Annotated in this window: 22 protein-coding genes; 14 read left to right on the forward strand and 8 right to left on the reverse strand. The window is 64.0% G+C overall.

The features are described from left to right. The first annotated feature begins 1 nt into the window (after position 1). The 9 genes from SGRAN_RS21470 to SGRAN_RS02990 all read left to right on the forward strand — a co-directional run bounded on the left by SGRAN_RS21470 (position 2) and on the right by SGRAN_RS02990 (position 11,141). Positions 2-835 (forward strand): universal stress protein, encoded by an 834-nt coding sequence (locus SGRAN_RS21470; RefSeq protein WP_013846845.1) that lies wholly within the window; start codon positions 2-4, stop codon positions 833-835. Between the two features lie 36 nt (positions 836-871). Further along, positions 872-1,909, forward strand: coding sequence for a zinc-dependent alcohol dehydrogenase family protein (locus tag SGRAN_RS02955; protein ID WP_013846844.1), 1,038 nt, complete (start codon positions 872-874; stop codon positions 1,907-1,909). Then, positions 1,906-3,477 (forward strand): thymidine phosphorylase family protein, encoded by a 1,572-nt coding sequence (locus SGRAN_RS02960; protein ID WP_425454911.1) that lies wholly within the window; start codon positions 1,906-1,908, stop codon positions 3,475-3,477. Before SGRAN_RS02955 ends, SGRAN_RS02960 begins: the two co-directional genes overlap by 4 nt. Beyond that, on the forward strand, positions 3,474-4,391 hold the full coding sequence (locus tag SGRAN_RS02965; RefSeq protein ID WP_030090325.1) for a ribose-phosphate diphosphokinase: 918 nt from the start codon (positions 3,474-3,476) through the stop codon (positions 4,389-4,391). The genes SGRAN_RS02960 and SGRAN_RS02965 overlap by 4 nt, the downstream gene beginning before the upstream one ends. 557 nt (positions 4,392-4,948) lie before the next feature. Further along, positions 4,949-5,263 (forward strand): universal stress protein, encoded by a 315-nt coding sequence (locus tag SGRAN_RS23225; protein WP_374411714.1) that lies wholly within the window; start codon positions 4,949-4,951, stop codon positions 5,261-5,263. A 120-nt stretch (positions 5,264-5,383) separates the two neighbouring features. After that, positions 5,384-8,089, forward strand: a complete 2,706-nt coding sequence (locus SGRAN_RS02975) for an HAD-IC family P-type ATPase (protein WP_030090327.1) — start codon at positions 5,384-5,386, stop codon at positions 8,087-8,089. Then, positions 8,086-8,997, forward strand: a complete 912-nt coding sequence (locus SGRAN_RS02980) for a universal stress protein (RefSeq protein ID WP_021246219.1) — start codon at positions 8,086-8,088, stop codon at positions 8,995-8,997. Before SGRAN_RS02975 ends, SGRAN_RS02980 begins: the two co-directional genes overlap by 4 nt. Beyond that, positions 8,994-9,962 (forward strand): calcium/sodium antiporter, encoded by a 969-nt coding sequence (locus tag SGRAN_RS02985; RefSeq protein ID WP_030090329.1) that lies wholly within the window; start codon positions 8,994-8,996, stop codon positions 9,960-9,962. Before SGRAN_RS02980 ends, SGRAN_RS02985 begins: the two co-directional genes overlap by 4 nt. Positions 9,963-10,208: 246 nt before the next feature. Continuing rightward, a complete protein-coding gene (locus tag SGRAN_RS02990; RefSeq protein ID WP_030090330.1) occupies positions 10,209-11,141 on the forward strand; it encodes a 1-phosphofructokinase family hexose kinase in 933 nt (310 codons plus the stop codon). 124 nt (positions 11,142-11,265) lie between these two features. Here the strand turns inward: SGRAN_RS02990 and SGRAN_RS02995 are convergent, their stop codons facing one another. Genes SGRAN_RS02995 through SGRAN_RS03010 form a run of 4 tightly spaced genes read right to left on the reverse strand, consistent with a single transcriptional unit; the run spans position 11,266 to position 14,423 of the window. Continuing rightward, positions 11,266-11,619 (reverse strand): carboxymuconolactone decarboxylase family protein, encoded by a 354-nt coding sequence (locus SGRAN_RS02995; protein ID WP_030090331.1) that lies wholly within the window; start codon positions 11,617-11,619, stop codon positions 11,266-11,268. 17 nt (positions 11,620-11,636) lie between these two features. After that, a complete protein-coding gene (locus SGRAN_RS03000; RefSeq protein ID WP_030090332.1) occupies positions 11,637-12,902 on the reverse strand; it encodes a TolC family outer membrane protein in 1,266 nt (421 codons plus the stop codon). Continuing rightward, positions 12,899-13,102, reverse strand: a complete 204-nt coding sequence (locus tag SGRAN_RS03005; protein WP_021246224.1) for a YgaP family membrane protein — start codon at positions 13,100-13,102, stop codon at positions 12,899-12,901. The genes SGRAN_RS03000 and SGRAN_RS03005 overlap by 4 nt, the downstream gene beginning before the upstream one ends. Positions 13,103-13,142: 40 nt before the next feature. Next, positions 13,143-14,423, reverse strand: a complete 1,281-nt coding sequence (locus SGRAN_RS03010) for an NAD(P)/FAD-dependent oxidoreductase (RefSeq protein ID WP_030090333.1) — start codon at positions 14,421-14,423, stop codon at positions 13,143-13,145. An 83-nt stretch (positions 14,424-14,506) separates the two neighbouring features. Between SGRAN_RS03010 and SGRAN_RS03015 the strand changes: the two genes are divergently transcribed. The 5 genes from SGRAN_RS03015 to SGRAN_RS03035 all read left to right on the forward strand — a co-directional run bounded on the left by SGRAN_RS03015 (position 14,507) and on the right by SGRAN_RS03035 (position 20,092). Next, complete coding sequence (locus SGRAN_RS03015) at positions 14,507-14,845, forward strand: rhodanese-like domain-containing protein (RefSeq protein ID WP_021246226.1); 339 nt, start codon at positions 14,507-14,509, stop codon at positions 14,843-14,845. Positions 14,846-14,884: 39 nt separating this feature from the next. Next, a complete protein-coding gene (locus SGRAN_RS03020; protein ID WP_030090334.1) occupies positions 14,885-15,934 on the forward strand; it encodes an efflux RND transporter periplasmic adaptor subunit in 1,050 nt (349 codons plus the stop codon). Continuing rightward, positions 15,931-19,137: an efflux RND transporter permease subunit gene (locus tag SGRAN_RS03025; protein WP_067180511.1), complete on the forward strand. Its 3,207-nt coding sequence runs from the start codon at positions 15,931-15,933 to the stop codon at positions 19,135-19,137. Before SGRAN_RS03020 ends, SGRAN_RS03025 begins: the two co-directional genes overlap by 4 nt. Next, complete coding sequence (locus tag SGRAN_RS03030; RefSeq protein WP_030090336.1) at positions 19,134-19,457, forward strand: ArsR/SmtB family transcription factor; 324 nt, start codon at positions 19,134-19,136, stop codon at positions 19,455-19,457. Before SGRAN_RS03025 ends, SGRAN_RS03030 begins: the two co-directional genes overlap by 4 nt. Before the next feature lie 92 nt (positions 19,458-19,549). After that, positions 19,550-20,092: a Tll0287-like domain-containing protein gene (locus SGRAN_RS03035; RefSeq protein WP_231746296.1), complete on the forward strand. Its 543-nt coding sequence runs from the start codon at positions 19,550-19,552 to the stop codon at positions 20,090-20,092. A 96-nt stretch (positions 20,093-20,188) separates the two neighbouring features. Here SGRAN_RS03035 and SGRAN_RS03040 read toward each other — a convergent pair whose 3' ends face one another. The 4 genes from SGRAN_RS03040 to bktB form a co-directional block, all read right to left on the reverse strand. After that, a complete protein-coding gene (locus SGRAN_RS03040; RefSeq protein WP_030090338.1) occupies positions 20,189-20,737 on the reverse strand; it encodes a cytochrome b in 549 nt (182 codons plus the stop codon). A 96-nt stretch (positions 20,738-20,833) separates the two neighbouring features. Continuing rightward, the gene (locus SGRAN_RS03045; protein WP_030090339.1) at positions 20,834-21,139 is read right to left on the reverse strand and encodes an alkylphosphonate utilization protein; all 306 of its coding nucleotides are present in this window, start codon (positions 21,137-21,139) and stop codon (positions 20,834-20,836) included. A gap of 28 nt (positions 21,140-21,167) precedes the next feature. Next, positions 21,168-21,860 carry a DUF1275 family protein gene (locus SGRAN_RS03050; RefSeq protein WP_030090340.1) on the reverse strand — a complete coding sequence of 231 codons (693 nt, stop codon included), beginning with the start codon at positions 21,858-21,860 and terminating at the stop codon, positions 21,168-21,170. A gap of 9 nt (positions 21,861-21,869) precedes the next feature. After that, positions 21,870-23,066, reverse strand: coding sequence for a beta-ketothiolase BktB (bktB, locus tag SGRAN_RS03055; RefSeq protein WP_030090341.1), 1,197 nt, complete (start codon positions 23,064-23,066; stop codon positions 21,870-21,872). Positions 23,067-23,111: the final 45 nt, after the last annotated feature.

Here is a 23,111-nt window from a genome sequence, read left to right on the forward strand (position 1 = left end):
CATGAGCAGCATTTCACAGATCAAACATGTGCTCGTCGTCGTGGACGGTGCAGAGCATTCCCTGACCGCCGTTGATCAGGCGCTTGCCTATGCCGGTATGCATGAAGCGGCGCTTACGATCGTCGTCGTGACCGAAAATCTCGCATTCGCCGCGGCGGCTGATGCGATGGCTTTCGCGCAGGCCATCACGGTATCCGAGGACCAGCGCGACGAACATCTGGCGGCCGTTCGCGAACGAACCAGGAATACCGCGATCGAAGTAGAGGTTCACTCGGTGTTCGAGGCCAGCGGGCTGATACCCGGTCTCGTGAAGGCTGAAGGCCAGTACGCGGATATCGCGCTGATTCCGGGTGTCGGGCGCTGGCAAAGGGATGGCTTGAGGCGCCGTATCTCCGAGGCGCTTCTGTTTACGGGCGTGCCGACGGTCATTTTGCCGGCCTCCTGGAATCCTGGTCCCATCGATCACGCCGTATTGGGCTGGAACGCATCACTTGAATCGTTCCGCGCCGCGAGGGCGCTTCTCAATCTGGCCGAACCCGATGCCCGTATCGACGTTGCGATTGTCGATGATCCGGGTGTCGAATCCGGGGAGCACCGGGGCGGTGTCCAGATCGCCCGCCTTTTCGCGCGACATGGCCATAGCGGCGGCGTTTGTCCGATCAGCTCATCCGGTAAGGATACGTCGGCTGTCCTTCAGAATTACGCAGTGGAGCAGAAAGCCGATGTGCTCGTGATCGGTGGCTATGGGCGTTCGCGCGCACTCGAGTTCGTGCTTGGCGGCGTGACGCGGGAACTGATCGATCATCAGCGCCTGCCGATCGTTTTCGTACACTGACTGGCGAACCCGTCTAACGGTTGAACGGAGGAGATCATGAAAGCTCTCGTTTATCATGGCCCCGGCGAGAAGAGTCTCGAGGATCGCCCGAGGCCGGCCTTGCAGGCACCCGGCGATGCGATCGTGCGGATCACGAAGACCACCATTTGCGGCACCGACCTGCACATCCTGAAGGGGGATGTGCCGACGTGCGAGCCGGGCAGGATCCTCGGACATGAGGGTGTCGGGATCGTGGAGGAGGTCGGAACCGCGGTTGGAGCCTTCAAGCCCGGAGATCATGTCCTGATCTCCTGCATCACCTCTTGTGCCCGGTGTGAATATTGCCGGCGCGGCATGTATTCGCATTGCGTCGAGGGCGGCTGGATATTGGGCAACAGGATCGATGGCACGCAAGCCGAATTCGTGCGCATCCCCCATGCCGACAACAGCCTTCACGCGATCCCGCCGGGGGCCGATGAGGATGCCCTCGTCATGCTGAGCGACATTCTTCCGACGGGCTATGAGTGCGGCGTCCTGAACGGGAAGGTTGCACCGGGCAGCAGCGTCGCGATCGTCGGCGCTGGACCGATCGGCCTGGCGACCCTGCTGACTGCGCAATTTTATGCACCGGCCCGGATCATCATGATCGATCTCGACGACAATCGCCTCGCCGTCGCGCGCAAGTTCGGCGCGACGGACACGTTCAACAGCGGACGTGATCCGGTCGTGAGCCTGGTTCGAGAGCTCACCGACGGCAAGGGGGTCGATACGGCTATCGAAGCAGTCGGGATCCCTGCGACATTCGCGTTATGCGAAGAACTGGTCGCGCCCGGCGGGGTAATTGCCAATGTCGGTGTCCACGGCGCCAAGGTCGACCTCCATCTGGAGGAACTCTGGTCGCGCAACATCACCATCACCACCCGGCTCGTCGACACCGTCAGCACGCCGATGCTCCTGAAGACGGTCGAGGCCAAGCGCCTGCGGCCCGAACAGCTCGTCACCCATCGTTTCGTGTTGTCGGACATATTGGAGGCGTATGAGACGTTCGCGCGCGCAGCCGATACTCATGCCTTGAAGGTGGTGATCGACACGTGATCGGGGTTTCCAGCGATATTCCGGGCGATGCGCAGCAATTCCATCCGAATATAGGGAGTTCCGAACCGGCGGAACCATCGTTCGCGCGCGCGCGCCGGCTGCGCCTTCACACGCATCATGAGCTGGTCGCGATCATGCGGACCGACAGCCCGGTGTGCCATGCCGAGGGCCTTGCCGCGCACACCCAGGTCTATATCCGCAACGGCAGCCAGCCGATCGCGGCCACGCTCTATCAGGTGGAGGGCGACTTCCTGGCCGGCGACGAGATCGGTCTGTCCGAAGCGGCCTGGGTCGCGCTTGGCGTGGAGGAGGGAACCGTTGTCCAGGTCGGTCATGCGCCGCCCCTCGAATCGATCGCCTGCGTCCGCCAGCGCATCTACGGACACAGGCTGAACGGGGCCGCGCTGACCAGCATCGTCGGTGACGTGGTGGCGGGCCGCTATGCCGATGTGCACCTCGCCGCCTTCCTCACGGCTACCGCCACGCTTCCCTTCGACGAGGACGAGACCTACCATCTCACCAGGGCGATGGTCGAGGCCGGCGACCGTTTGCGCTGGCCGAGCGAGATCGTCGTCGACAAGCATTGCGTTGGCGGTCTGCCGGGCAACCGCACGAGCCCGATCGTCGTCGCCATCGCTGCCGCCTGCGGTCTGACCATGCCCAAGACGTCGTCGCGGGCGATCACGTCCCCGGCGGGAACGGCCGATACCATGGAGACGCTCACCCGGGTCGATCTCGACCTTGGCGCCATGCAGCGCGTGGTGGCGGTCGAGGGCGGCTGCCTCGCCTGGGGCGGCGCGGTCTGCCTCAGTCCCGCCGATGACATCTTCATCGGCGTGGAACGCGCGCTCGACATCGATACGGAGGGGCAGCTCATCGCCTCCGTTCTGTCGAAGAAGATAGCGGCGGGCGCGACCCATGTGGTGCTCGACATTCCGATCGGGCCGACCGCCAAGGTGCGCAGCGTCGCGGCGGCCGAACGGCTGGAAGCCACGCTTGGCGCCGTCGCCGCCCGTTTTGGCCTTGTTATCCGCTGTGTCCAGACCGATGGCACCCAGCCCGTCGGCCGGGCGATCGGGCCCGCCCTGGAGGCGCGCGACGTGCTGGCGGTGCTGACAGGCGATGCCGATGCTCCGCCGGGCCTTCGGGACCGCGCCTGCACGCTCGCCGGCGTGGTGCTCGAACTCGGGAAGGTCGCGGAAGAAGGCCAGGGACGCGCGCGCGCCGAACGCACATTGGCCGACGGCAGCGCCTGGGACAGGTTCCAAAGGATATGCCAGGCCCAGGGCGGCATGCGCACCCCGCCCACGGCCAGGCTCACCCATCCGATCCTGGCGGCGCATAGCGGCCGCGTCACCCATATCGACAATCGCCGGATAGCGCGCCTTGCGAAGCTGGCGGGCGCGCCCGACTCGCCGGCCGCGGGCATGCTTCTTCATGTTCGCCTGGGCGACGACGTTATCGCTGGCCAGCCTTTGCTGACCCTCCACGCCCAGTCGCAGGGTGAAATGGCTTATGCGCTGACCTACGCCGCCGCCAATGCCGACATGCTTGCGATCGTGCCATGACGGCGATGCTGTTTTCCATGCCCGGGAACGAACGGCTGGCCGCATCCATCGCGGAACATACCGGGTGGGCGACAGGCACGCTCGAGGTTCGCCGGTTTCCCGATCAGGAGAGCTATGTCCGGCTCCGCTCCGGGGTGTCGGGATCAGCCGTGGCCGTCATATGCACGCTCGCGCGGCCCGACGACCAGATCATGCGGCTGCTCTTTGCTGCAAGGCTGCTGCGCGAGAGCGGGGCGCGGTCGGTCCATCTCGTGGCGCCTTATCTTGCCTATATGCGACAGGATCGGCGGTTCAAGGATGGCGAAGCGCTGACGTCCCGCCAGTTCGCCCAGCTCCTTTCATCCGAGTTCGATGGGCTCGTGACCGTCGATCCGCATCTCCACCGCTACGCGGATCTGGGGGAGATCTATTCGATGGAGACGGCTTCGCTCGCGGCATCTCCGCTTCTGGCGGACTGGGTCCGGGCCAATGTCGATGCACCGCTCATCATAGGACCCGACAGCGAGAGCGAGCAGTGGGCGGGCGCAATCGCCAGGCTTATCGGAGCGCCCCATGCGGTCTTCGCGAAATCGCGGCGCGGTGATCGGGACGTCCTTATCGCGGCCTCGGACCTGGGGGCATGGAAAGGCCGCACGCCGATCCTCGTCGATGACGTGATTTCGTCGGGACACACCCTTGCCAACGCCGCGCGCGAGATCATCGACCAGGGCTTCCCTCCGCCGATCTGCCTGGCTGTTCACGGCCTCTTCGCGGCTGGTGCCGAGGCTTTGCTCAGGGAAGTCGGCTGCCGCATGGTTACGACCGAAAGTATCTCGCATGCCAGTAACGCGATCACTCTTGGCGCACTGCTTGGCGATGCGCTGGCCCGGCAGATGGAAGGGGGCGCCGGTCGGCTACGTATAACACCCGAATGAATCCCATCACGGCGCTGGGTAGCAGGAATAGCTCAAAGCTGGAGGGACATATGGCTATCAAGGACATTCTCGCCGTCGTCGATACCGGAGACAAGGACGAGCGGTTTTTGCGCGATGCGCTTGCCTTTGCCGAGTTCCACGACGCCAGCCTTGCCATCGTCGTGCTGTCGGCTCTCCCCGCGAGCGACTATGCCCTGACGGTTGCACTGCCTTATGTACTTCTTCCCGATTATACTGAAGCGGTGGAGGCGAAGCAGCAGCGGATCGCGATGCTCGCCCGCTCCACGAACGTAGAGGTGAGGACGATTTCGGACCAGCCGGCGGTGATCTTCGCCAAGACCGCGGTCTATGCCCGTTATGCCGACCTCGTCCTGTTCGGTCCTTCGGACAATTACGACCATCCGCCAATTCGACGTGATACGCTTGAGCGTTGCCTGTTCGCATCTGGGCGTCCCGTTCTGATCCTGCCCACCGGCTATAAACCGGCCGCCATCGATCACTTGGCGATCGGCTGGAATGCGACCCGCGAGGCGACGCACGCGCTGCGCGACGCGACCATGTTCGCGGCGCCTGGGGCAAGGATCGATATACTCATCCTCGATGCGAAGCCGACGGCCCAGGGCCACGGTTCCGAACCGGGAGCCGATGTCGCCCACCATCTCGCCCGGCATGGCTTTACGTCGACCGTAGTTCCCATCCAGGGCGGTGACGTGTCGGATGCGGAGGCGCTGGTCGAAGCGGCTCACCGGCGTGGCGCCGGGATGCTCGCGCTTGGCGCTTATGGCCACTCTCGCCTGCGCGAGATGATCCTGGGCGGCGTCACGCGCGACCTGCTCACTGGCGCGCCGCTGCCGCTGCTGTTTGCGCATTGAAGCCCATTCAATCGGCGGCACGCAAGCGCGGAACCGCGGGCCGGGAATGAAACCGGTCCGCACGGTCTTCGCTCCGCATGCTCAACACGAGATGGTTTGATGTAATACGAAAGAGATTTGATGTCAGGACCCATGGAAACTTCCGAAGTGCGCTGGCATATGCTGTCAACCAGCGAAGTTGCCACGGCACTCGACGTCGGTTGTGCGGGTCTCTCTTCTCCGGAGGTGGATCGGCAATCGGCCCGCTTTGGGCCGAACGCGCTACCCCGGTCGGCGCGTCGCAATGTGTTCCTTAGGTTCCTCGCGCAATTCCATAACACGTTGATCTATGTGCTTCTTGCCGGGGCATTGGCCGCAGCGCTGCTCGATCACATGATCGACGCGGTGGTCATCGTCGCCGTCGTGATCGTGAATGCGGTGATCGGGCATATCCAGGAAGGAAAGGCTGAACAGGCGCTTGAGGCCATCCAGCAGATGATCGCGCCCAAGGCCAGCGTGGTGCGTGACGGCGTGAGGCAAACGATTCCCGTCCGCGAGATCGTGCCCGGCGATCTCGTGATGATCGAGGCCGGTGATCGCGTTCCCGCCGATCTCAGGCTTCTCCATGCGCGGCGAATGCTTATCGACGAGGCGCTGCTGACGGGCGAATCGGTGGCTGCCGAAAAGCAGGAAGCGGTGCTGCCCGAGCAGACCGATTTGGCGGATCGGCGTAATATGGCCTTTTCGGGCACGATGGTTGCGGCTGGGCACGCAAGCGGGCTCGCTGTTGCCACCGGATCTCGCACGCAGATCGGACGGATCAGTTCGCTTATCCAGTCGGTCGAACAACTGGCAACCCCGCTGCTGAAGCAGATCGACGGTTTTGCCCGGCGCTTCACCTGGTTCGTACTCGCGGGGGGGCTTGCGCTGTTCGCCTTTGCCGTTCTGGCGCGGAATTACGATTGGATCGACGCGCTGATCGCCGTGGTCGCGCTCGCCGTGGGGATCGTGCCGGAAGGGCTGCCGGCGGTCATCACGATTACTCTCGCGATCGGCGTGCGGCGGATGGCGGGGCGCAACGCCGTCATCCGAAAGCTCCCGGCCGTCGAAACGCTCGGCGCGACCTCGGTGATATGCACCGACAAGACCGGCACGCTCACACGCAACGAAATGACGGCCCGCCGCGTCATCACCGAGCGGCATACGATGATCGCGAGCGGATCCGGCTATGTTCCCGATGGTCAAATCCGGATCGTCGGGTCCGGGGACCAGGCAGAGGCTATGGCCGATGCGATGCCACTGATCCGCTGCGGGCTGCTGTGCAACGATGCCGCGCTGCGCAAGGTCGGTGCGGAATGGCGTGTCGAGGGCGATCCGATGGAGGGGGCCCTCTTCGCCCTGGCAATGAAGGCGGCCATCGATCCGGAGCAGGAGCGGGCGGAATGGGAGCGGCTCGACGAGATTCCCTTCGACGCCGCGCATCGGTTCATGGCGACGCTCTGCCGGGGTTCCAACGGCACGCGCTTGCTGTTCGTGAAGGGCGCGCCCGAAGCGCTCTTGGCGATGACCGCGCCCGACAATTGTTCCTATTGGGAGAGTTCCATCGCTACCGCCGGAAGCGATGGCGAGCGCGTTCTCGCCTTCGGCGCGAAGGAAATGCCTGCCGGCAGCGAACGGATCTCGTTCGAAGATCTCTCGACTGGCGTGTGCCTCCTGGGCCTTGTCGGCTTCATCGATCCGCCTCGTGCGGAGGTCAAGGACGCCATCGCCGAATGCCGGTCCGCCGGAATCGGCGTCAAGATGATCACTGGCGATCATGCGGCGACGGCGCTGGCGATCGCCCGGCAACTCGACCTTGCCGACGACCCGCGCGTGCTGACCGGGCTGGAACTGGAAAAGCTTCCGGACACCGAACTGGAGCAAGCGGTCGCGGATGTCTCGGTCTTTGCCCGGACCAGCCCGGAACATAAATTGCGGATCGTCCGTGCGCTGCAGGCTCAGGGAAAGATCGTCGCGATGACGGGGGACGGCGTGAACGACGCGCCGTCCCTCAAGCAGGCCGACGTCGGGGTCGCCATGGGCATCAAGGGCACCGAAGCGTCGAAAGAAGCGGCTTCCATGGTGCTGCTCGACGATAATTTTGCCTCGATCGTCAGCGCCGTTCGCGAAGGCCGAACGGTCTACGACAACATTCGCAAGGTCATTTCCTGGGAAATCCCTACGAACGGCGGTGAAACACTGGCGGTCGTATTGGCGATCCTGCTGGGCTTCGCGCTGCCGATGACGGCGACGCAGATCCTCTGGGTGAACCTCGTCCTCGCCGCCACGCTCGGCCTCGTGCTGGCGTTCGAGCCCACGGAACCCGGTGCGATGTTGCGCCGGCCACGGGAGCGCGGCGCGCCGTTGCTTTCGCCGTTCCTGCTTTGGCGTGTCCTTCTCGTCTCTGTGCTGTTCGCGGCCGTCACTCTCGGAATCTTTTTCCATGTTCTGGCGCAAGGCCGGAGCCTGGAGATGGCGCGCACCATGGTCGTCAACATGTTCATCATCGCGGAGATCTTCTACCTCTTCAACGTCCGCTATCTCCACATGACGTCCCTGACATGGCGCGGCGCGATCGGTACTCCCGCCGTGTTGATCGCGATCGGCGTTCTCGTCATCGGCCAGGCGCTCTTCACCTATGCGCCGTTCATGAACGCGATTTTCCACTCGCAGCCGCTGGGCTTCGCGGACTGGGTGTTGCTGGTGGCGTGCGGCATGCTTCTCATGCTGTCGCTGGAGGTGGAGAAGCATGTGATGCGGCGACTGGGCTGGTTTAGCGAACTTAATAATCAGGAGGACATGCCATGACGCGTGACGGTTTCCCTAAATGCATCGCGCTCGCGACCGACCTCAGCCATCGTTGCGACCGCGCCTTCGATCGCGCCCTGCTGGTAGCCCAGGCATGGCGGGCGGAGCTTATGGTCATCCACGCGCTGAACCCGCCGGAAGACGGGATGCTGTCCGTCCGACTCGGCGATCTGCCGTCCTGGCGTCGGCCTCTCGAAGACCCGGTGCGGGCGGCGCGCCATCGCATCTACCACGACCTTGTTCGCGAGGCGCCGCCAATCGACATTTCGGTCCACGTCGAAACCGGCTCGCCGGCACCGGTCGTCCTCGATATCGCCGGAAAGGGCGAGGCGGGCCTGATCGTCACCGGCGTGGCTCGCGATGGGCCGCTGGCCCGGATGCTGCTCGGCGATACCGTGGACCGGCTGATCCGCAAGGCGCCCGTTCCGATCCTGATCGTACGCGACCGCGCTTTCGAGCCTTACCGCGCCATGGTGGTCGCGACAGATTTCTCCGCGCCCGCCCGGATCGCTCTGGAGACCGCCGTCCGCTTTTTTCCCGATGCGGCTATCTCCCTTTTCCACGCCTACGATGTGCCCTTCGCGGGCTATCTCGGCCGATCGGAAATCGAACGGCAATTCGAGGGTTATGGCGAGGCTGCGGCCGACAAGTTCCTTGCCGAAGCGGGACTGTCTGATGTGGCGGCCCGGAACGTCACGCGCATGATCGAGCACGGGGTTCCCGAAGCGCTGCTTCGCGACCGTGCAGAAAATGCCGCACGTCACCTGACGGTCGTTGGAACCCATGGCGGTGGCCTCGTCTATGAGGCTATGATCGGCAGTACGGCGCGCAAGATCCTTGATGCGGTCCCGGGCGATGTCCTCCTCGTACCCGATCCCGCCAGGCGCAAGGTGAACCCGGCCGGATGACGCTGGCGATCGTTTCCAGCCTCATGGGGCTCGCCGCCCTGATCGCTGGTGCGGAGTGGCTGGTGAGGGGAGGCTCGGCGCTGGCCGCGCGGCTGGGCGTTTCGCCGCTGCTCATCGGCCTCACGATCGTGGCGCTGGGAACGAGCACGCCCGAACTCGCCGTCGGGATCGAGGCGGCGCTCCAGGGAAACGGCTCGCTCGCGGTTGGCAACATCGCCGGCACCAACACCGTCAACATCCTCCTTATCCTCGGCCTCAGCGCGATGCTGCAACCACTTGCCATTCGGATGCAGACGCTGCGTCTGGAACTGCCTGTCATCGTCATCGCGTCGGCCGCGCTACTCGTCTTTGCCTGGGACGGTGTGCTCTCGCGCCTTGAGGGGCTGTTTTTGATCACGATGGGAATGGCCTTCACGCTGACCGTCATTCGCGTCGCCCGGCGGGAAAGCATCACGGTGAAGCTGGAGTTCGCGCGGGAATTCGCGGCGCCGCGCTTTTCCCGCCGCCACGGTTTCTCCGCAATGGCGATGCTGGCCATCGGCCTCGTCGTGATCGTCGTGGGCGCCAACTGGCTGGTGGATGGTGCGGTCGCGCTTGCCCGGTTGTGGAACGTATCGGACGCCTTTATCGGACTGACGATCGTTGCGATCGGTACTTCCGCTCCTGAACTCGTTACGACGATCATTTCGACGATTCGTGGCGAGCGCGACATCGCGATCGGCAATCTGATCGGCAGCAGCGTTTACAATATTCTGGTGATTCTCGGCGCGGCCTGCCTGTTTCCGTCGAACGGGATCGAGGTCAGCGCGCAACTGATCCGGGTCGACATCCCGGTCATGTTGGGGGTCGCGCTGGCCTGCATTCCCGTATTCATCAGCGGACGCCAAATTTCGCGGTTCGAGGGTGGAATGTTTGTGAGTGCCTACTTGCTATATCTTGCCTATTTGATCAATGATCGGATTTAACCGATAAGGAAAGCGCGAGGGCATCTTTTGACAACGCCGCGATTTTCCCGCCTTTCGTCTATTATCCAGTGATTTTGGGTCGCAGGCGGTGGCTGCTGCTGTCAGGTTGCTAACGCGGGTCTTTCGATCCCGGTAGAACTTCGCACCCTTTCGATCGGAGCCTTCGCATTCGTGGACCCGCGATAGCGTAACGATTAGGGAAATCCCGGATAGACCCGAGCCCATCCGGGTCCCTCAATGGCGGCCATGATGAACATCGCGACCCTCACCCTGAACCCGACGATCGACGTCGCCTATGAAGTCGATCATGTCTACCACACCCGTAAAATGCGGACGAAGACAGAATTCTATTCGCCGGGTGGCGGGGGAATCAACGTGGCCCGTGTCTATGTCCGGCTCGGCGGGAACGCGCGGAGCTACTATCTTTCGGGCGGTGCAACCGGCCACGCGCTCGATGGTCTGCTCGACCTGCACCAGCTGGTGCGCAACCGTATCCCGATCAAGGGGCATACCAGGGTGGCCACCGCAGTGCTCGAGCGCGAAAGCGGGAAGGAATATCGCCTCGTTCCGTCCGGACCGATGGTCGAACCTGCAGAATGGCGGCAGTGCCTCAATCAGCTCCAGACGGCACAATGTGACTATCTGGTCGCGAGCGGTTCGCTCTCACCCGGCATTCCGGATGATTTCTATGGCCAGGTCGTCGCGATGATGACGGAACGCAATATACCGGTCGTGCTCGACAGTTCAGGCGCTGGCCTGCGCGGAGGCCTTGAGCAAGGCGGCGTCTTCCTCGTCAAGCCCAGCATTGGCGAGTTGCGCCAGTTCACCGGTCGGGATCTTCCCGACACGGAGTCGGTGGGACGGGCGGCCATGCAGATCGTCGGGGGCGGTCATGCGCAATATGTGGCGGTGACGATGGGGCACGAGGGCGCTCTCCTTGCCTCGGCCGAGCGCCAACTCCTGCTTCCCGCAGTGGACATCGAGGTCAGAAGCGCGGTCGGCGCGGGCGACAGTTTCCTTTCGGCGATGGTCTTTGCTATCTCCTCAGGCTGGGAGATCGAAGAAGCGTTCCGCTTCGGCATCGCGGCAGGCGCGGCGGCCGTGATGAATCCGGGGCACGATCTTGCGCGACCCGAAGACATCCGGCGGCTCTATTCGCAGGTCCGTGCAGCCTCCTGAACCTTGCGTTGAACTTGAGCGTACTCCACCGACCAGTTCATGATCGTGGTTCCCGGTCGCGAAATTCGCGACCGGTTCGGCGCACTGCCGGTCAAGTGTTCGGCTGTTTCGATTTCACGGCGTATTATTGTTTCGCTTGATCGGAGAACTGATCGAAGGCCTCGACCGCCTGCGCGGCATACATGAGGCTGGGGCCAGCGCCCATGTAGAGCGCCATGCCCATCGTCTCCATCACTTCATCGCGCGTGGCGCCATGCTTGACGGCGGCCTTCGAATGGAAGGCAACGCAGCCGTCGCAGCGGATGGCGACCGAGATGGCAAGAGCGATCAGTTCCTTGGTCTTGGCATCGAGCGCCCCGGCCTTGGTGGCCGCAGTCGCCATGGCGGAAAAGGCCTGCATCACGTCGGGCGTGCCGAGCCGCACTTCCTTGATGGCGCCATTCAGCTCGGTCGCCATTTTCGGCCAGTCCTTGTGCATATCGTCTCCTGTAAAGTTCAGCGTCCGAGAAGGGCAAGCAGTCGGTAAGCCGCGACGATGCGATCGCTTCGCGCGCGAGCTTCGCTGACCGCTGCGGCGGTTGCCTCGCGTTCGGCATCGAGCAGATCGAGCTGGGGCTTCATCCCCACGCGAACCTCGTGGCGCACGCTGTCGCGCGCCTGTCCGGCGGCAAGGGCTTGCTGGGAAGCAGCCGCTTCGACCAGGGCGGCCGAGCGCACCCCGGAAAAGGCGCTGATCGTCTGTTCATCGACGGCGGCGCGTGCGGCGCGCATACGCGCATCGGCGGCCCTGACCGCACTATCGGATTCGGTAATCTTGGCTGAGACTCGCCCGCCCGCGAATATCTGCCAGCGCGCCCGCACGCCGACCGTGGCGGCATCGGAGCGATAATCGGGAAAGAACTGGTCACGCACCGTCGAACCTTCGGCGAAGGCGCCGATCGTGGGCAGGCGTTCGGCCCGCGCGCCCCGCGCGCCGGCCTGGGCGGCATCCAATGCCGCTTCGGCTTGCGCCAGCGCCGGGTTGTTCCCGCGGGCGCTGTCGAGCGCTTCATCGAGCGAGGCAGGCAGGACCGGACTTGCCGGAATGGGCTGGAGATCCTGCGGGGCAAGGCCAGTGAGGTTGGTGAATCGCGCATCGGCCGAGATGGCAAAGCCGCGCGCGCCTTCAAGGGCTGCCTGTGCTTCGGCAAGGCGCGCCGCCGCCTGCGCAACATCGGTGCTGGGGCTTTCGCCTGCCTTGAAGCGGAGCCGGGCCTGGCGCTGGATCTCCTCCATCTGGCCGACCATCTGTTCATAGAGCGCTATCATTCGGTGCGTGGTCAGCACGTCGCCATAGGCTTGGACCGTCGCGACAACGATCTGGCTGCGGGTCATCGTTTCACCGGCGCGTGCTGCTTCGCTGCCCGCTTTCGCCTGTGCGATCCCGGCGCTGACCCTGCCGCCCATAAAGAGGGGCTGTTCGATAGTGAGCTGCGCCGCGCGCGGCGTGACGTTGGCCGCCGGAAGCCCGAAGAAACCCTGCGGATCGAGTCGTCCATAGCCGATCGTCCCGCTCAGCGTCGCGGTTGGCAGACCCTGGCCGCGTGCTTCCCTGATCCGGGCGTCGGCCGCATCGGCATCGGCCCCCGCCGCCTCGATTTCCGGCGCGTGGTTCACGGCGGCCGCAATGGCTTCTTCAAGCGTCGTTGCCTGCGCGGGCATGGCGACACTCGCCAGCAGGCCGGCGAGCAGGGGGAGGGGGATCGTCCGCCTGAGCGTCATTTGAAGGCGGTTCCCGGACGGACGCCGAACGCCTTGAACACCATCGCAGCCGGGCAGAAACCAGTGAAGCTTGCCTGAAGCATATTGAGGCCGGCAAAGGCGGTGAGCGCGATCCACCAGGGATGCACGGTCAGCGACAGGACGACGCCGAGCAGTACGACACAACCGGCGAACGCCATCACGGCACGATCGAGAGTCATCAGTCTCACTCCTTCGCTTGGGAAACCAGAAGCCGGGGCATCAGAAACGCAGCTTGCGGATGCCCATCGCGTGCATGGCGAGCTTTTCGTAGAAGGGCTCGCTCTCGCCCTTGCGGACCTTGCGCAGGAAATATTTCTCAAAGCCGACCTTGGCCAGATGGACCCATTTGCCGCTGGACGACCAGTTGACGTTGCGCGGCGGGATCTGCGGCTGGGCGACGAAGGCGACGCCTCCGTCGCCAAAATCGGCGAGACACACCGCGTTCCACGTCGCTTCCGCCGTCGGCTCCTGGCCGTCGAGAACCAGCGAGAGATTGGCGGCGATCGCCGTGACCATGGATTCGATCATGAAACCGGTCTTGGGCACGCCCACCGGAACCGGCGTCGGGCCGGTCGGCGGGATGGCGACACAGACACCGAGCGCGAATATCTCGGGGAAGGCCGGATTGCGCTGGTGCTTGTCGACGATGATGAAGCCGCGCGGATTGGCCAGCCCTTCGATATTGCTGACCGCGGGGACCCCCCGGAACGCAGGGAGCATCATCGAGAAGCCGAAGGGCAGGTCGTGCGTCTTCTTCACCGCGCCGTCCTCGCCGACTTCCTCGACGTGCATGACGCCGGGCTCGACCTTGGTGACGCGGGCGTTGGTGATCCATTTGATGTGGCGATCACGCAGCTCGCTCTCGAGCAGCGACTTGGTATCGCCGACGCCGTCGAGCCCAAGGTGGCCGATATAGGGTTCGGGCGTCACATAGATCATCGGCACCTTGTCGCGGATCTTGCGCTTGCGCAGTTCGGTGTCGAGGATCATCGCGAATTCGTAGGCCGGGCCGTAGCAGGACGCGCCCTGCACCGCGCCGACGACGATCGGGCCGGGATTTTGTGCAAAGGCATCGAACGCATCGGCGGCGGCTGAGGCGTGGGGCGTCTGGCAGATGGAGAGGGTATGGCCGCCATGCGGACCCAGCCCCTCGATCTCGTCGAACGCGAGTTCCGGGCCGGTAGCGATTACAAGATAATCGTAATTGATGGATGAGCCGTCATTGAGTTCGAGTCGCTTTTCGCCGGCATGCAGCCGCTTCGCGCCGACCGAGGTGAAGCCGATCTTCTTTTTGGCGAACACGGGAGGGAGGTGGACCTGGATGGCTTCAGGCTCGCGCCAGCGCACGGCGACCCAGGGATTGGACGGGATGAAGTTGTAGGTATCGCTATCGGATACCGTCATCACGTCGGCGCGGTCTTTGACGGCAGCCTTGATCTCATAGGAGGCGATCGTGCCTCCCAGACCCGCGCCCAGCACCACGATCAAAGGCTTGCCCATCTGCGATCCTTCCATGTCTCAATGGCATTGACGAATATCATCATTACACGTTATATGCAAATAACAAAGTTGAGGAAGCTGCCATGTTCGGATTCAAGAAACGTGATGCCCACCGTGAGATCGGCCCCGCCGAGCTGGACGCCATGCTGAAGGGCGGCAAGGCGCTCCTGATCGACGTGCGCGAGACAGGCGAGTTCGCCGCCGGCCACATACTGGGCGCAATAAACATGCCACTGTCGGGCTTTTCACCTCGTAACATCCCTGATCCCAAGGGCCGGACTGTCGTGCTGCAATGCGCGGGCGGAAAGCGCTCGGGCCAGGCACTCGATCAATGCGCGGCGGCGCAGAGCGCGATCGACACCCACCTCGCTGGCGGGATCGGTGCGTGGAAAGACGCCGGCTTCCCGGTCGTTGGTGATTGAGAGCCTGAAAGAGAACCAAAAAAGAGGGGTATCGGCGGCATGATGAGCGGCAGGGGCAAGTGGCTCTGGTTGGCGGGCGCCGCGCTGGCGCTGTCGGCATGCGGGAGCAAGCCGGAGCAGGAGCAGGCGGCGGCGACGCTACCCGCCGGGGAAACTCTGCGGCTCGCCGCAACCGAAATCCCGGACATGAAGGTAGTCGGCGCGGAGATCGCCACGCGCGACCAGGCCGAAGTGCTCGCCCGCATCCCCGGCATCCTCACGTCGCTTTCCGTCCGTGCCGGCGACACGGTGCAAAAGGGCCAGCGGATCGGCATGATCGTCGATTCGCGGCTCGGCTATGAGACAAGCGCCTATGGCGCCCAGACCGCCGCCGCCCAGGCCGAAGCCGCGCGGACCAATGCCGATCTCGCCCGCATTCGCGATCTCTATGGCCAAGGCGTCTATGCCAAGGCGCGCCTGGATCAGGCCGTTGCGGCCGCGCGCGCGGCCGATGCGCAGGTTGCTGCCGCTCGGGCGCAGCAGGGCGCAAGCGTCAGCGTCGCGGGGCAGGGGGCGGTGATCGCCCCGGCGAGCGGTCGGGTGCTTCGCGCCGATATTCCCGCCGGATCACCGGTGGCGCCGGGCATGTCGATCGCGACGGTTACCGCGGGGCCGCCGGTGCTGCGGTTGATGCTGCCGGAGTCGGTTGCCGGACAGGTCCATCCCGGTGCGCGCGTGATCGTCAATGAAGCGGATATGCCGTCCGGGCAGCGCGAAGGCAGTGTGGCGCAGGTCTATCCCGCGATCACTGGCGGCCAGGTCCGCGTCGATGCGACTTTGCCTGGGCTTTCCACCCAATTCATCGGCCGCCGCGTGAGCGCGTCGGTCGAGATCGGCACGCGCAAGGCGCTGGTCGTGCCGCGCTCCTTCATCACCACGCGCTATGGCATGGATCAGGTGCAGATCGTCGCGGAAGGCAAGCGGCTCAGCATGGTGCCGGTCCAGATCGCGCCGACGGCCGATCCCGCCCTGGTCGAGATATTGAGCGGTGCGGCCGCCGGCGACGTGCTGTTCGCCCCCGGTAAGCCGGCCAAGGCTCCGCGGCCATGAATCTCGGTGTTTCCGGTCGCCTCACCAGGGCCACTATCGCTTCCCCCCTGACGCCGCTGTTTCTGCTGGCGGCGATCGCTGTCGGTCTGCTGGCTCTTCTTTCCATCCCAAGGGAGGAGGAACCGCAGATCAGCGTGCCGATGGTGGACATTCAGGTGATGGCGCCCGGCCTGTCCGCCGCCGATGCGACCGAGCTGGTGGGCATTCCGCTCGAAACCATCGTCAAGAGCGTCGACGGGGTGGAGCATGTCTATACCCAGGCGCAGGACGATGGCGTAATGGTGACGGCGCGCTTCCTCGTCGGGTCGAACCCGGAGGATGCAGCGATCCGCATCGAGGAGAAGCTGCGCGCCAATTGGGATCGTAAGCCGGTCGGCATCCCCGATCCCAAGGTGACGGTGCGCGGCATTAACGACGTTCCCGCTGTCGTCCTGACCCTTGCCCCCAAGCCCGGCGCGGCAGGGCAGTGGAACGATGCCAGCCTCTACGAACTCGCCGCGAAGCTGCGCACCGAGATCGCCAAGGTCGACAATGTCGGGATCAGCTTCCTCGTCGGTGGCCGCCCCGAGGAAATCCGCATTGCGCCCGATCCGGCCAGGCTCCGCCAGTATGGCGTGCCGCTGGGGAGCGTGATCGAGGCCGCGAGCCAGGCCAATCGGTCCTTTCCGCTGGGTAATATCCGCGAGGACGGCAAGGCGGTCGGCGTCACGGCGGGCCGCACCCTGTCATCGGCGCAGGAGGTCGGACTTCTGACCGTGCGCTCTGCCTCCGGCTCGCCCGTCTATCTGCGCGACGTTGCCAGCGTAACGCAGGGGCCGCGCGAGGATCAGGCGCGGGCGTGGCGCTGGGCGAAGGAGGAAAACGGCAAGTGGCATAGCGCCCCCGCCGTCAGCATCGCCTTCGCCAAGCGCGCCGGCGCCAATGCCGTGGTGGTGTCCGATGCGATCCTCGAGCGCGTCGAGAGCCTGAAAGGCAAGCTCATCCCCGATGACGTCACGGTCGCCGTCACCCGCAACTATGGCGAGACGGCGAACGAGAAGGCCAACGAGCTGCTGTTCCATCTGGCGCTGGCGACCGTCTCCATCGTCGTGCTGATCGGCTTCGCGATCGGGTGGCGCGAGGCGGGCGTGACCGCCGTGGTCATTCCGACGACGATCCTGCTGACCATGTTCGCCTCGAACCTCATGGGCTACACCATCAACCGCGTCAGCCTGTTCGCGCTGATCTTCTCGATCGGCATCCTCGTCGACGACGCGATCGTCATGATCGAGAATATCGCGCGCCATTGGGCGATGGACGATGACCGCAACCGTACCCAGGCCGCGATCGAGGCGGTGGCGGAGGTCGGCAATCCCACGGTGGTCGCGACATTGACCGTGGTTGCGGCGCTGCTGCCGATGCTGTTCGTTTCCGGCCTGATGGGCCCCTACATGGCTCCCATCCCGGTCAATGCGTCGGCGGCGATGATCTTTTCCTTCTTCGTCGCCGTGGTCATTGCGCCGTGGCTGATGATCCGTTTTGCCCGCAAGACGCTCGGCTCTGGCCACGGCCATGACGAGAGCGGCGGCAAGCTGGGGCAGCTCTATGCCCGTGTCGCGCATCGCGTCATCGATACGAAGAAGTCCGCCCGCAATTTCCTGATCGCGGTGGGCGTGGCGACACTGGTCGCCTGCTCGATGTTCTATTTCAAGGCCGTTACCGTGAAGCTGCTGCCCTTCGACAACAAGTCGGAGGTTCAGGTCGTGGTCGATATGCCCGAAGGCACCGCGCTCGAAAACACGGGCCGCGTGCTGGAAGATGTTGCCGGCGTGGTGCGAGGCTTGCCCGAAGCGACGGCGATGGAGGCCTATGTCGGCACATCGGCGCCGTTCAACTTCAACGGCCTTGTCCGCCATTATTTCCTGCGCTCGCAGCCCGAGCAGGGCGATGTGATGGTGACGCTGCTGCCCAAGGGGGATCGCAGCCGGTCCAGCCATCAGATTGCGCTCGACCTGCGCCAGCGGCTGAAGGCGCTGCGCTTGCCCAATGGCGCATCTATCAAGGTGGTCGAGACGCCTCCAGGACCGCCCGTCCTCGCGACCCTGCTGGCCGAGGTCTATGGCCCCGACGAAGTCACGCGCCAGAAGACAGCGTCCGAGCTGGAAAAGATCTTCAAGTCCGTCCCCTTCATCGTCGACGTGGACAACAGCTTCGGCGAGGCGCGCCCGAAGCTCCGCCTCGACGTGCAGCGCGACCGGCTCGATTATTACGGCCTTTCCCAGCGGCAGGTCGCCGACAGCATCGGTATGCTCATGGGGAGCCAGACTGTCGGCTACGCGCCGCGCGGCGATGGCCGCAGCCCACTACCGATTACAATCGCGCTGGAACAGAAGGACCGCAGCTGGACGCAAGCCTTGTCGAGTATGCCTGTCGCACAGACGCCGGGCGGCCAGCTCATCGACCTTGGCGCGGTGGTCGAAGCGCGCACCGAGACGGGGAGTCCTGCGATCTTCCGCCGTGACGGTCGATATGCCGACATGGTCACGGCCGAGCTGGCCGGAGCCTATGAAGCGCCGATCTACGGCATGATCGAAGTGAACCGCGCGGTCGATGCCTATGACTGGGCGGCCAAGGGCCTCCAGAAGCCGGAAATCCGTCTCAACGGTCAGCCCGAGGATGAGAGCGTGCCGTCCCTGCTCTGGGATGGCGAATGGGAGATCACCTGGGTCACGTTCCGCGACATGGGCGGCGCCTTCATGGTCGCGCTGCTGGCGATCTACATCATCGTCGTCGCGCAGTTCAAAAGCTTCCGCCTGCCGCTCATGATCCTGACGCCGGTGCCGCTCACGCTGGTCGGGATCGTCATTGGCCACATGCTGTTCCGTGCACCGTTTACGGCAACCTCGATGATAGGGTTCATCGCGCTCGCCGGTATCATCGTGCGCAACTCGATCCTGCTGGTCGACTTCATCCGCCATTCGGCCACGCCGGACAAATCGCTGCGCGACGTGCTGCTGGAAGCCGGCACGATCCGGTTCAAGCCGATCGTTCTCACGGCCGCCGCGGCGATGATTGGCGCGGCCGTGATCCTGACCGATCCGATCTTTCAGGGTTTGGCGATCTCGCTGCTGTTCGGCCTTGCGTCCTCGACGCTGCTGACCGTGCTGGTTATTCCGGCCATTTACATCGTGCTTCGAGATGATGGGAAACCCGCGACCAGATGATGCCGCTTGAGACGCCCCTTGCACAACTCGCCGAGCACGCCGCCCATGCGGCGAGCGTGCTGAAGCTGCTGGCCAATGAACAGCGTCTGCTGATCCTGTGCCGGCTGACCCAGGGCGAATTCTCCGTCGGGGAGATGGTGGAGTTGTGCGGGCAATCGCAATCCAGCGTGTCCCAGCATCTGGGGAAATTGCGAGAAGGGGGTCTGGTCAAGACCCGGCGCGAGGCGACGACGATCTACTACAGCCTTGCTGACAGCGACGTCCGCAAGTTGATCGACATGCTCTGCGATCGCTTCGGTCCCGGTGCTGGACAATCCTGAGAAATCCGATGCGACGCGCCGTCCTTCCGCTCCTGTCCATGGTCTCTCTCGGGGCTTGCGCCTCGAATGAGCCGCCGTCGGATCCGGCGGTGATGGTGCAGGAGGCACAAGCGCGCTCCGATATCCTGGCCGACCGCTTCCAGAAGGAATTATTGAGCGCGCTGACCGCCGCGATGGCGGCGGATGGTCCGCAAGGCGCGATCAGCGTCTGTTCGAGCATAGCGCCCGCGCTCGCCGCGCAGATCTCCGAGGAAAGCGGAGCGACCGTCCGGCGCACGGCGCTGCGCACGCGTAATCCCGCTGCCAGTCCTGACGCTACCGAACGCCGCGTCATGGAGAGCTGGGCCGCCGCGCCGTTTGGCGTCGACGGCAAGCCCAGGCGCTGGTCGGCGTATGAGGGCGGGCAATATCGCTATATGCGCGCCATACCGACCATGCCCATGTGCCTCGCTTGCCATGGCGAGAATGTCGCCCCGGAGGTGATGGCGGCGATCCGCGCGCATTATCCCGCAGATCAGGCGACGGGTTTTGCTTCCGGCCAGCTTCGGGGCGCCTTTTCGATCCGGTGGGAGGAGGCAGCCCTGGCGCGTGCGATCAAAGGCGGGGAGGGCGCGCAGCGAGGTCTGCACCCATGACGATCTTGCGCGCGCTTGCGCTGGCCCGATTTTACAGCGCTGCGGCAGCTGTCGCCTACCGCTCAGCGGCGCCGTGATCGCCAGAGTGCTTTGCCATCAGGTTCGGCCCGGCAGCATTCGGCGCAAGGTATCATCCTTGACGATGTAATGATGGAAGAGAGCGGCAAGGGCGTGAAAGCCGATCAGGAAATATCCGATGGTCCCGACTGTCTCGTGCCAATCCTTCATCTGTCCCGCCAGGGCTTTGCTCTGGCCGACAAGAGCCGGCAGTTCCAGACCGAAGAATGGAATCGGCTTGCCCGACGCACTCAGGATCACCCAGCCCGCCAAGGGCATCGCCAGCATGAACGCGTAGAGTGCGAGATGCGTCGCATTGGCTAAAAGCGTCTGCCATGACGGCGGTTCCGGCGTGATCGGGGGGGTGCGCTGGCTGAGGCGTGCCAGCAGGCGGATGATCGCCAGCGCCAGAACGGTGAGTCCGAGTATGAAATGCCAGGTTTTCAGCCCCTCGCGGATGTCGGTTCCCTTGGGATAGTTCTCCCGCAGGAGAATGGTAGCGTAAACGACCGAGATCAGCAGCACCATGAGCCAGTGCAGAGTGATCGACAGGGAAGAGAAGCGGTTACGGATATCGGTTGTACTCATGGCGAACCTCCCATCAATTTTCATATTGCCAGCGAGATGAGAAAAATGCCTTGATCCTTCTCAAGAAGCTTTGCGCCGAACAACCGCAATAACCGGTCAGCTGCGCTTGCGGACAAATTCCGCACGAAGCACCAAACCTTTGATGCCTTCATACCGGCAGTCGATTTCCTGCGGGTCATCCGTGAGGCGGATCGACTTTATCAGCGTTCCCCGCCTCAGAGTCTGGCCGGCGCCCTTGACGACCAGATCCTTGATCAACGTGACCTGGTCGCCGTCGGCAAGCAGGTTGCCCACGGCATCGCGGACTTCGATCCGGTCCGCGGTGGCGCGCCGTTCCTTCAGTTCGGATGCAGCCATCCATTCACCGGATTCTTCATCGTAGACATATTCATCTTCGCTCATGGAGTTCTCCATCGGTCAGGAATGTGCGTCAGGCACCGAACAGATCGCGTTCAATCAGCCAGGCGCGCATTGCCAGCAATGCGGCGACGAGGGCAGCCACGGCAAAGGCTCTGGCGTCGAGCGTGATCCACGCAACAGCGCCTGCAAGCCCGCCAATAAGGAAGACCAGCCAAAAGGATGCATGCAAGCCAAGCTGGCGATAGTTCGCGTGATGCCGTCCGCCGGCCAATGCCTCCCCGAACCGCACGACCTGCGTGGAGGGCGAAATAGCCTCCTGCAGGTCGGGATCATCCCTCTCAAAAGTGCAATGAGCACTACCCATGGCCATCGCGATCAGCACGGCCGGGATGATCGCCAGATGCGAGAGGAATGTCAGATAGGCGGCGGCCAACGCGATTGCGGTACAAACGAGCGCGATTGTGCGCCGGTACCGGCCTAGCCAGTGCGTAATCAAGGTCGTGAGGACCACACCCCCCACGAAGCTGAAGATCATTCCGCCCACAAATTTCGTGATACCAAAGCCACCGGGAAGGCTCGTGCCCAGAACAGTGGCGTTGGCCTCGGGCGAGGCAAGGAAGACGTGCCCGAATGCCAGAAAGCCGGCTGCATTGATCGCGCCGGCAAGGGCCGCCAGCATGGCGGCCAGTTGGACCAGCGCGCGCTGCGCTCTGCCGATATCCAGGGAGCTGGGCCGTCTGCCTGTCCGATCCGGTTCGCTCATGCTCGCCTCTTACGCATCCTGGCTCGGCAATCGCTCGATCACGAGTGCAATGCCTTGTCCGCCGCCAATGCACATGGTCACAAGCCCGTAGCGGCCGCCAATACGCTCGAGCTCGTAAAGCGCCTTGATGGTGATGATGGCGCCGGTTGCCCCGACGGGATGCCCAAGTCCAATGCCGCTGCCATTGGGATTGACCTTCTCGGGCGGGAAATCGAGCAGTTTGGCGACCGCGCAAGCCTGCGCGGCAAAAGCCTCGTTCGCCTCGATCACGTCGATGTCGTCAAGCGATAGTCCGGCCCGCTTGAGGGCGATGGGCACGGCTTCGACGGGACCGAGCCCCATCACTTCGGGGGCAACACCGGCATGTCCCCAGCTTACAACCCTGGCGCGGGGTGTCAGGCCGTGTCTCTCGGCGGCGGCGGCGGAAGCCAGCACCAGAGCCGCGCCAGCGTCGTTGATGCCGCTGGCGTTGCCCGCCGTTACGGTCCCGCCATCCTTGCGGAAGATGGGCGTGAGTGCGCCGAGGCCTTCGCTGGAAACGTCGGTGCGCACATGCTCGTCGGCCTCGAACATAAAGGTGCCGCTACGGCCCTTGACCTCGACGGAAACGATCTGCTCGCGAAAACGGTCTTCCTGCTGTGCTCTTGCTGCCCGGCGATGGCTTTCGGCCGCCAGCGCGTCCTGCTCGGCCCGGGTGATGCCATGACGTTCGGCAACGTTCTCGGCAGTGACCCCCATGTGACCTGCACCGAACGGATCGCTCAGCGTCGCGTTCATCGCGTCGATCATCATTTCATCGCCCATCCTGCGCCCCCAGCGCAGGCCCTTGAGAACGTGTGGGGATTGGCTCATGCTCTCGACACCGCCAGCAACGGCGATGTCACACTCGGCCAATGCGATCATTTGGGCGGCGGAAATAATCGCCTGCACACTCGATCCGCAAAGGCGGTTCAGGGTGAGCGCCGGGGTCCGATCGGGAATCCCCGCCGCGATAGCGGCAATTCGCGAGACATATGCATCGCTGGGTTCGCTTTGAATGACCTGGCCAAGGACAACATGCTCGACATGGCCTGGTTCGATTCCGGCCCGCTTGATGGCTTCGGCAATGACGATGCGGCCAAGCTCCCACGGCGCGACGTCCTTAAGGCTGCCTCCAAAATCCCCGATAGCGGTGCGCACACCCGACAGGATCACGACGTCGTTCAAATTTCCTTCCTTTCGACAATATGTTCGCCCGAACCGCAGCAGGGT

This window comes from Sphingopyxis granuli, from assembly GCF_001559015.1.
Taxonomy (GTDB): domain Bacteria; phylum Pseudomonadota; class Alphaproteobacteria; order Sphingomonadales; family Sphingomonadaceae; genus Sphingopyxis; species Sphingopyxis granuli.

Bases quoted from the DNA above. Each gene is read 5' to 3' on its own strand.
- SGRAN_RS21470 (WP_013846845.1), top strand. From the start codon at position 2: ATGAGCAGCATTTCACAGATCAAACATGTGCTCGTCGTCGTGGACGGT.
- SGRAN_RS02955 (WP_013846844.1), top strand. From the start codon at position 872: ATGAAAGCTCTCGTTTATCATGGCCCCGGCGAGAAGAGTCTCGAGGAT.
- SGRAN_RS02965 (WP_030090325.1), top strand. From the start codon at position 3,474: ATGACGGCGATGCTGTTTTCCATGCCCGGGAACGAACGGCTGGCCGCA.
- SGRAN_RS23225 (WP_374411714.1), top strand. From the start codon at position 4,949: ATGTTCGCGGCGCCTGGGGCAAGGATCGATATACTCATCCTCGATGCG.
- SGRAN_RS02975 (WP_030090327.1), top strand. From the start codon at position 5,384: ATGTCAGGACCCATGGAAACTTCCGAAGTGCGCTGGCATATGCTGTCA.
- SGRAN_RS02980 (WP_021246219.1), top strand. From the start codon at position 8,086: ATGACGCGTGACGGTTTCCCTAAATGCATCGCGCTCGCGACCGACCTC.
- SGRAN_RS02985 (WP_030090329.1), top strand. From the start codon at position 8,994: ATGACGCTGGCGATCGTTTCCAGCCTCATGGGGCTCGCCGCCCTGATC.
- SGRAN_RS02990 (WP_030090330.1), top strand. From the start codon at position 10,209: ATGATGAACATCGCGACCCTCACCCTGAACCCGACGATCGACGTCGCC.
- SGRAN_RS02995 (WP_030090331.1), bottom strand. From the start codon at position 11,619: ATGCACAAGGACTGGCCGAAAATGGCGACCGAGCTGAATGGCGCCATC.
- SGRAN_RS03000 (WP_030090332.1), bottom strand. From the start codon at position 12,902: ATGACGCTCAGGCGGACGATCCCCCTCCCCCTGCTCGCCGGCCTGCTG.
- SGRAN_RS03005 (WP_021246224.1), bottom strand. From the start codon at position 13,102: ATGACTCTCGATCGTGCCGTGATGGCGTTCGCCGGTTGTGTCGTACTG.
- SGRAN_RS03010 (WP_030090333.1), bottom strand. From the start codon at position 14,423: ATGGGCAAGCCTTTGATCGTGGTGCTGGGCGCGGGTCTGGGAGGCACG.
- SGRAN_RS03015 (WP_021246226.1), top strand. From the start codon at position 14,507: ATGTTCGGATTCAAGAAACGTGATGCCCACCGTGAGATCGGCCCCGCC.
- SGRAN_RS03020 (WP_030090334.1), top strand. From the start codon at position 14,885: ATGATGAGCGGCAGGGGCAAGTGGCTCTGGTTGGCGGGCGCCGCGCTG.
- SGRAN_RS03025 (WP_067180511.1), top strand. From the start codon at position 15,931: ATGAATCTCGGTGTTTCCGGTCGCCTCACCAGGGCCACTATCGCTTCC.
- SGRAN_RS03030 (WP_030090336.1), top strand. From the start codon at position 19,134: ATGATGCCGCTTGAGACGCCCCTTGCACAACTCGCCGAGCACGCCGCC.
- SGRAN_RS03035 (WP_231746296.1), top strand. From the start codon at position 19,550: ATGGTGCAGGAGGCACAAGCGCGCTCCGATATCCTGGCCGACCGCTTC.
- SGRAN_RS03040 (WP_030090338.1), bottom strand. From the start codon at position 20,737: ATGAGTACAACCGATATCCGTAACCGCTTCTCTTCCCTGTCGATCACT.
- SGRAN_RS03045 (WP_030090339.1), bottom strand. From the start codon at position 21,139: ATGAGCGAAGATGAATATGTCTACGATGAAGAATCCGGTGAATGGATG.
- SGRAN_RS03050 (WP_030090340.1), bottom strand. From the start codon at position 21,860: ATGAGCGAACCGGATCGGACAGGCAGACGGCCCAGCTCCCTGGATATC.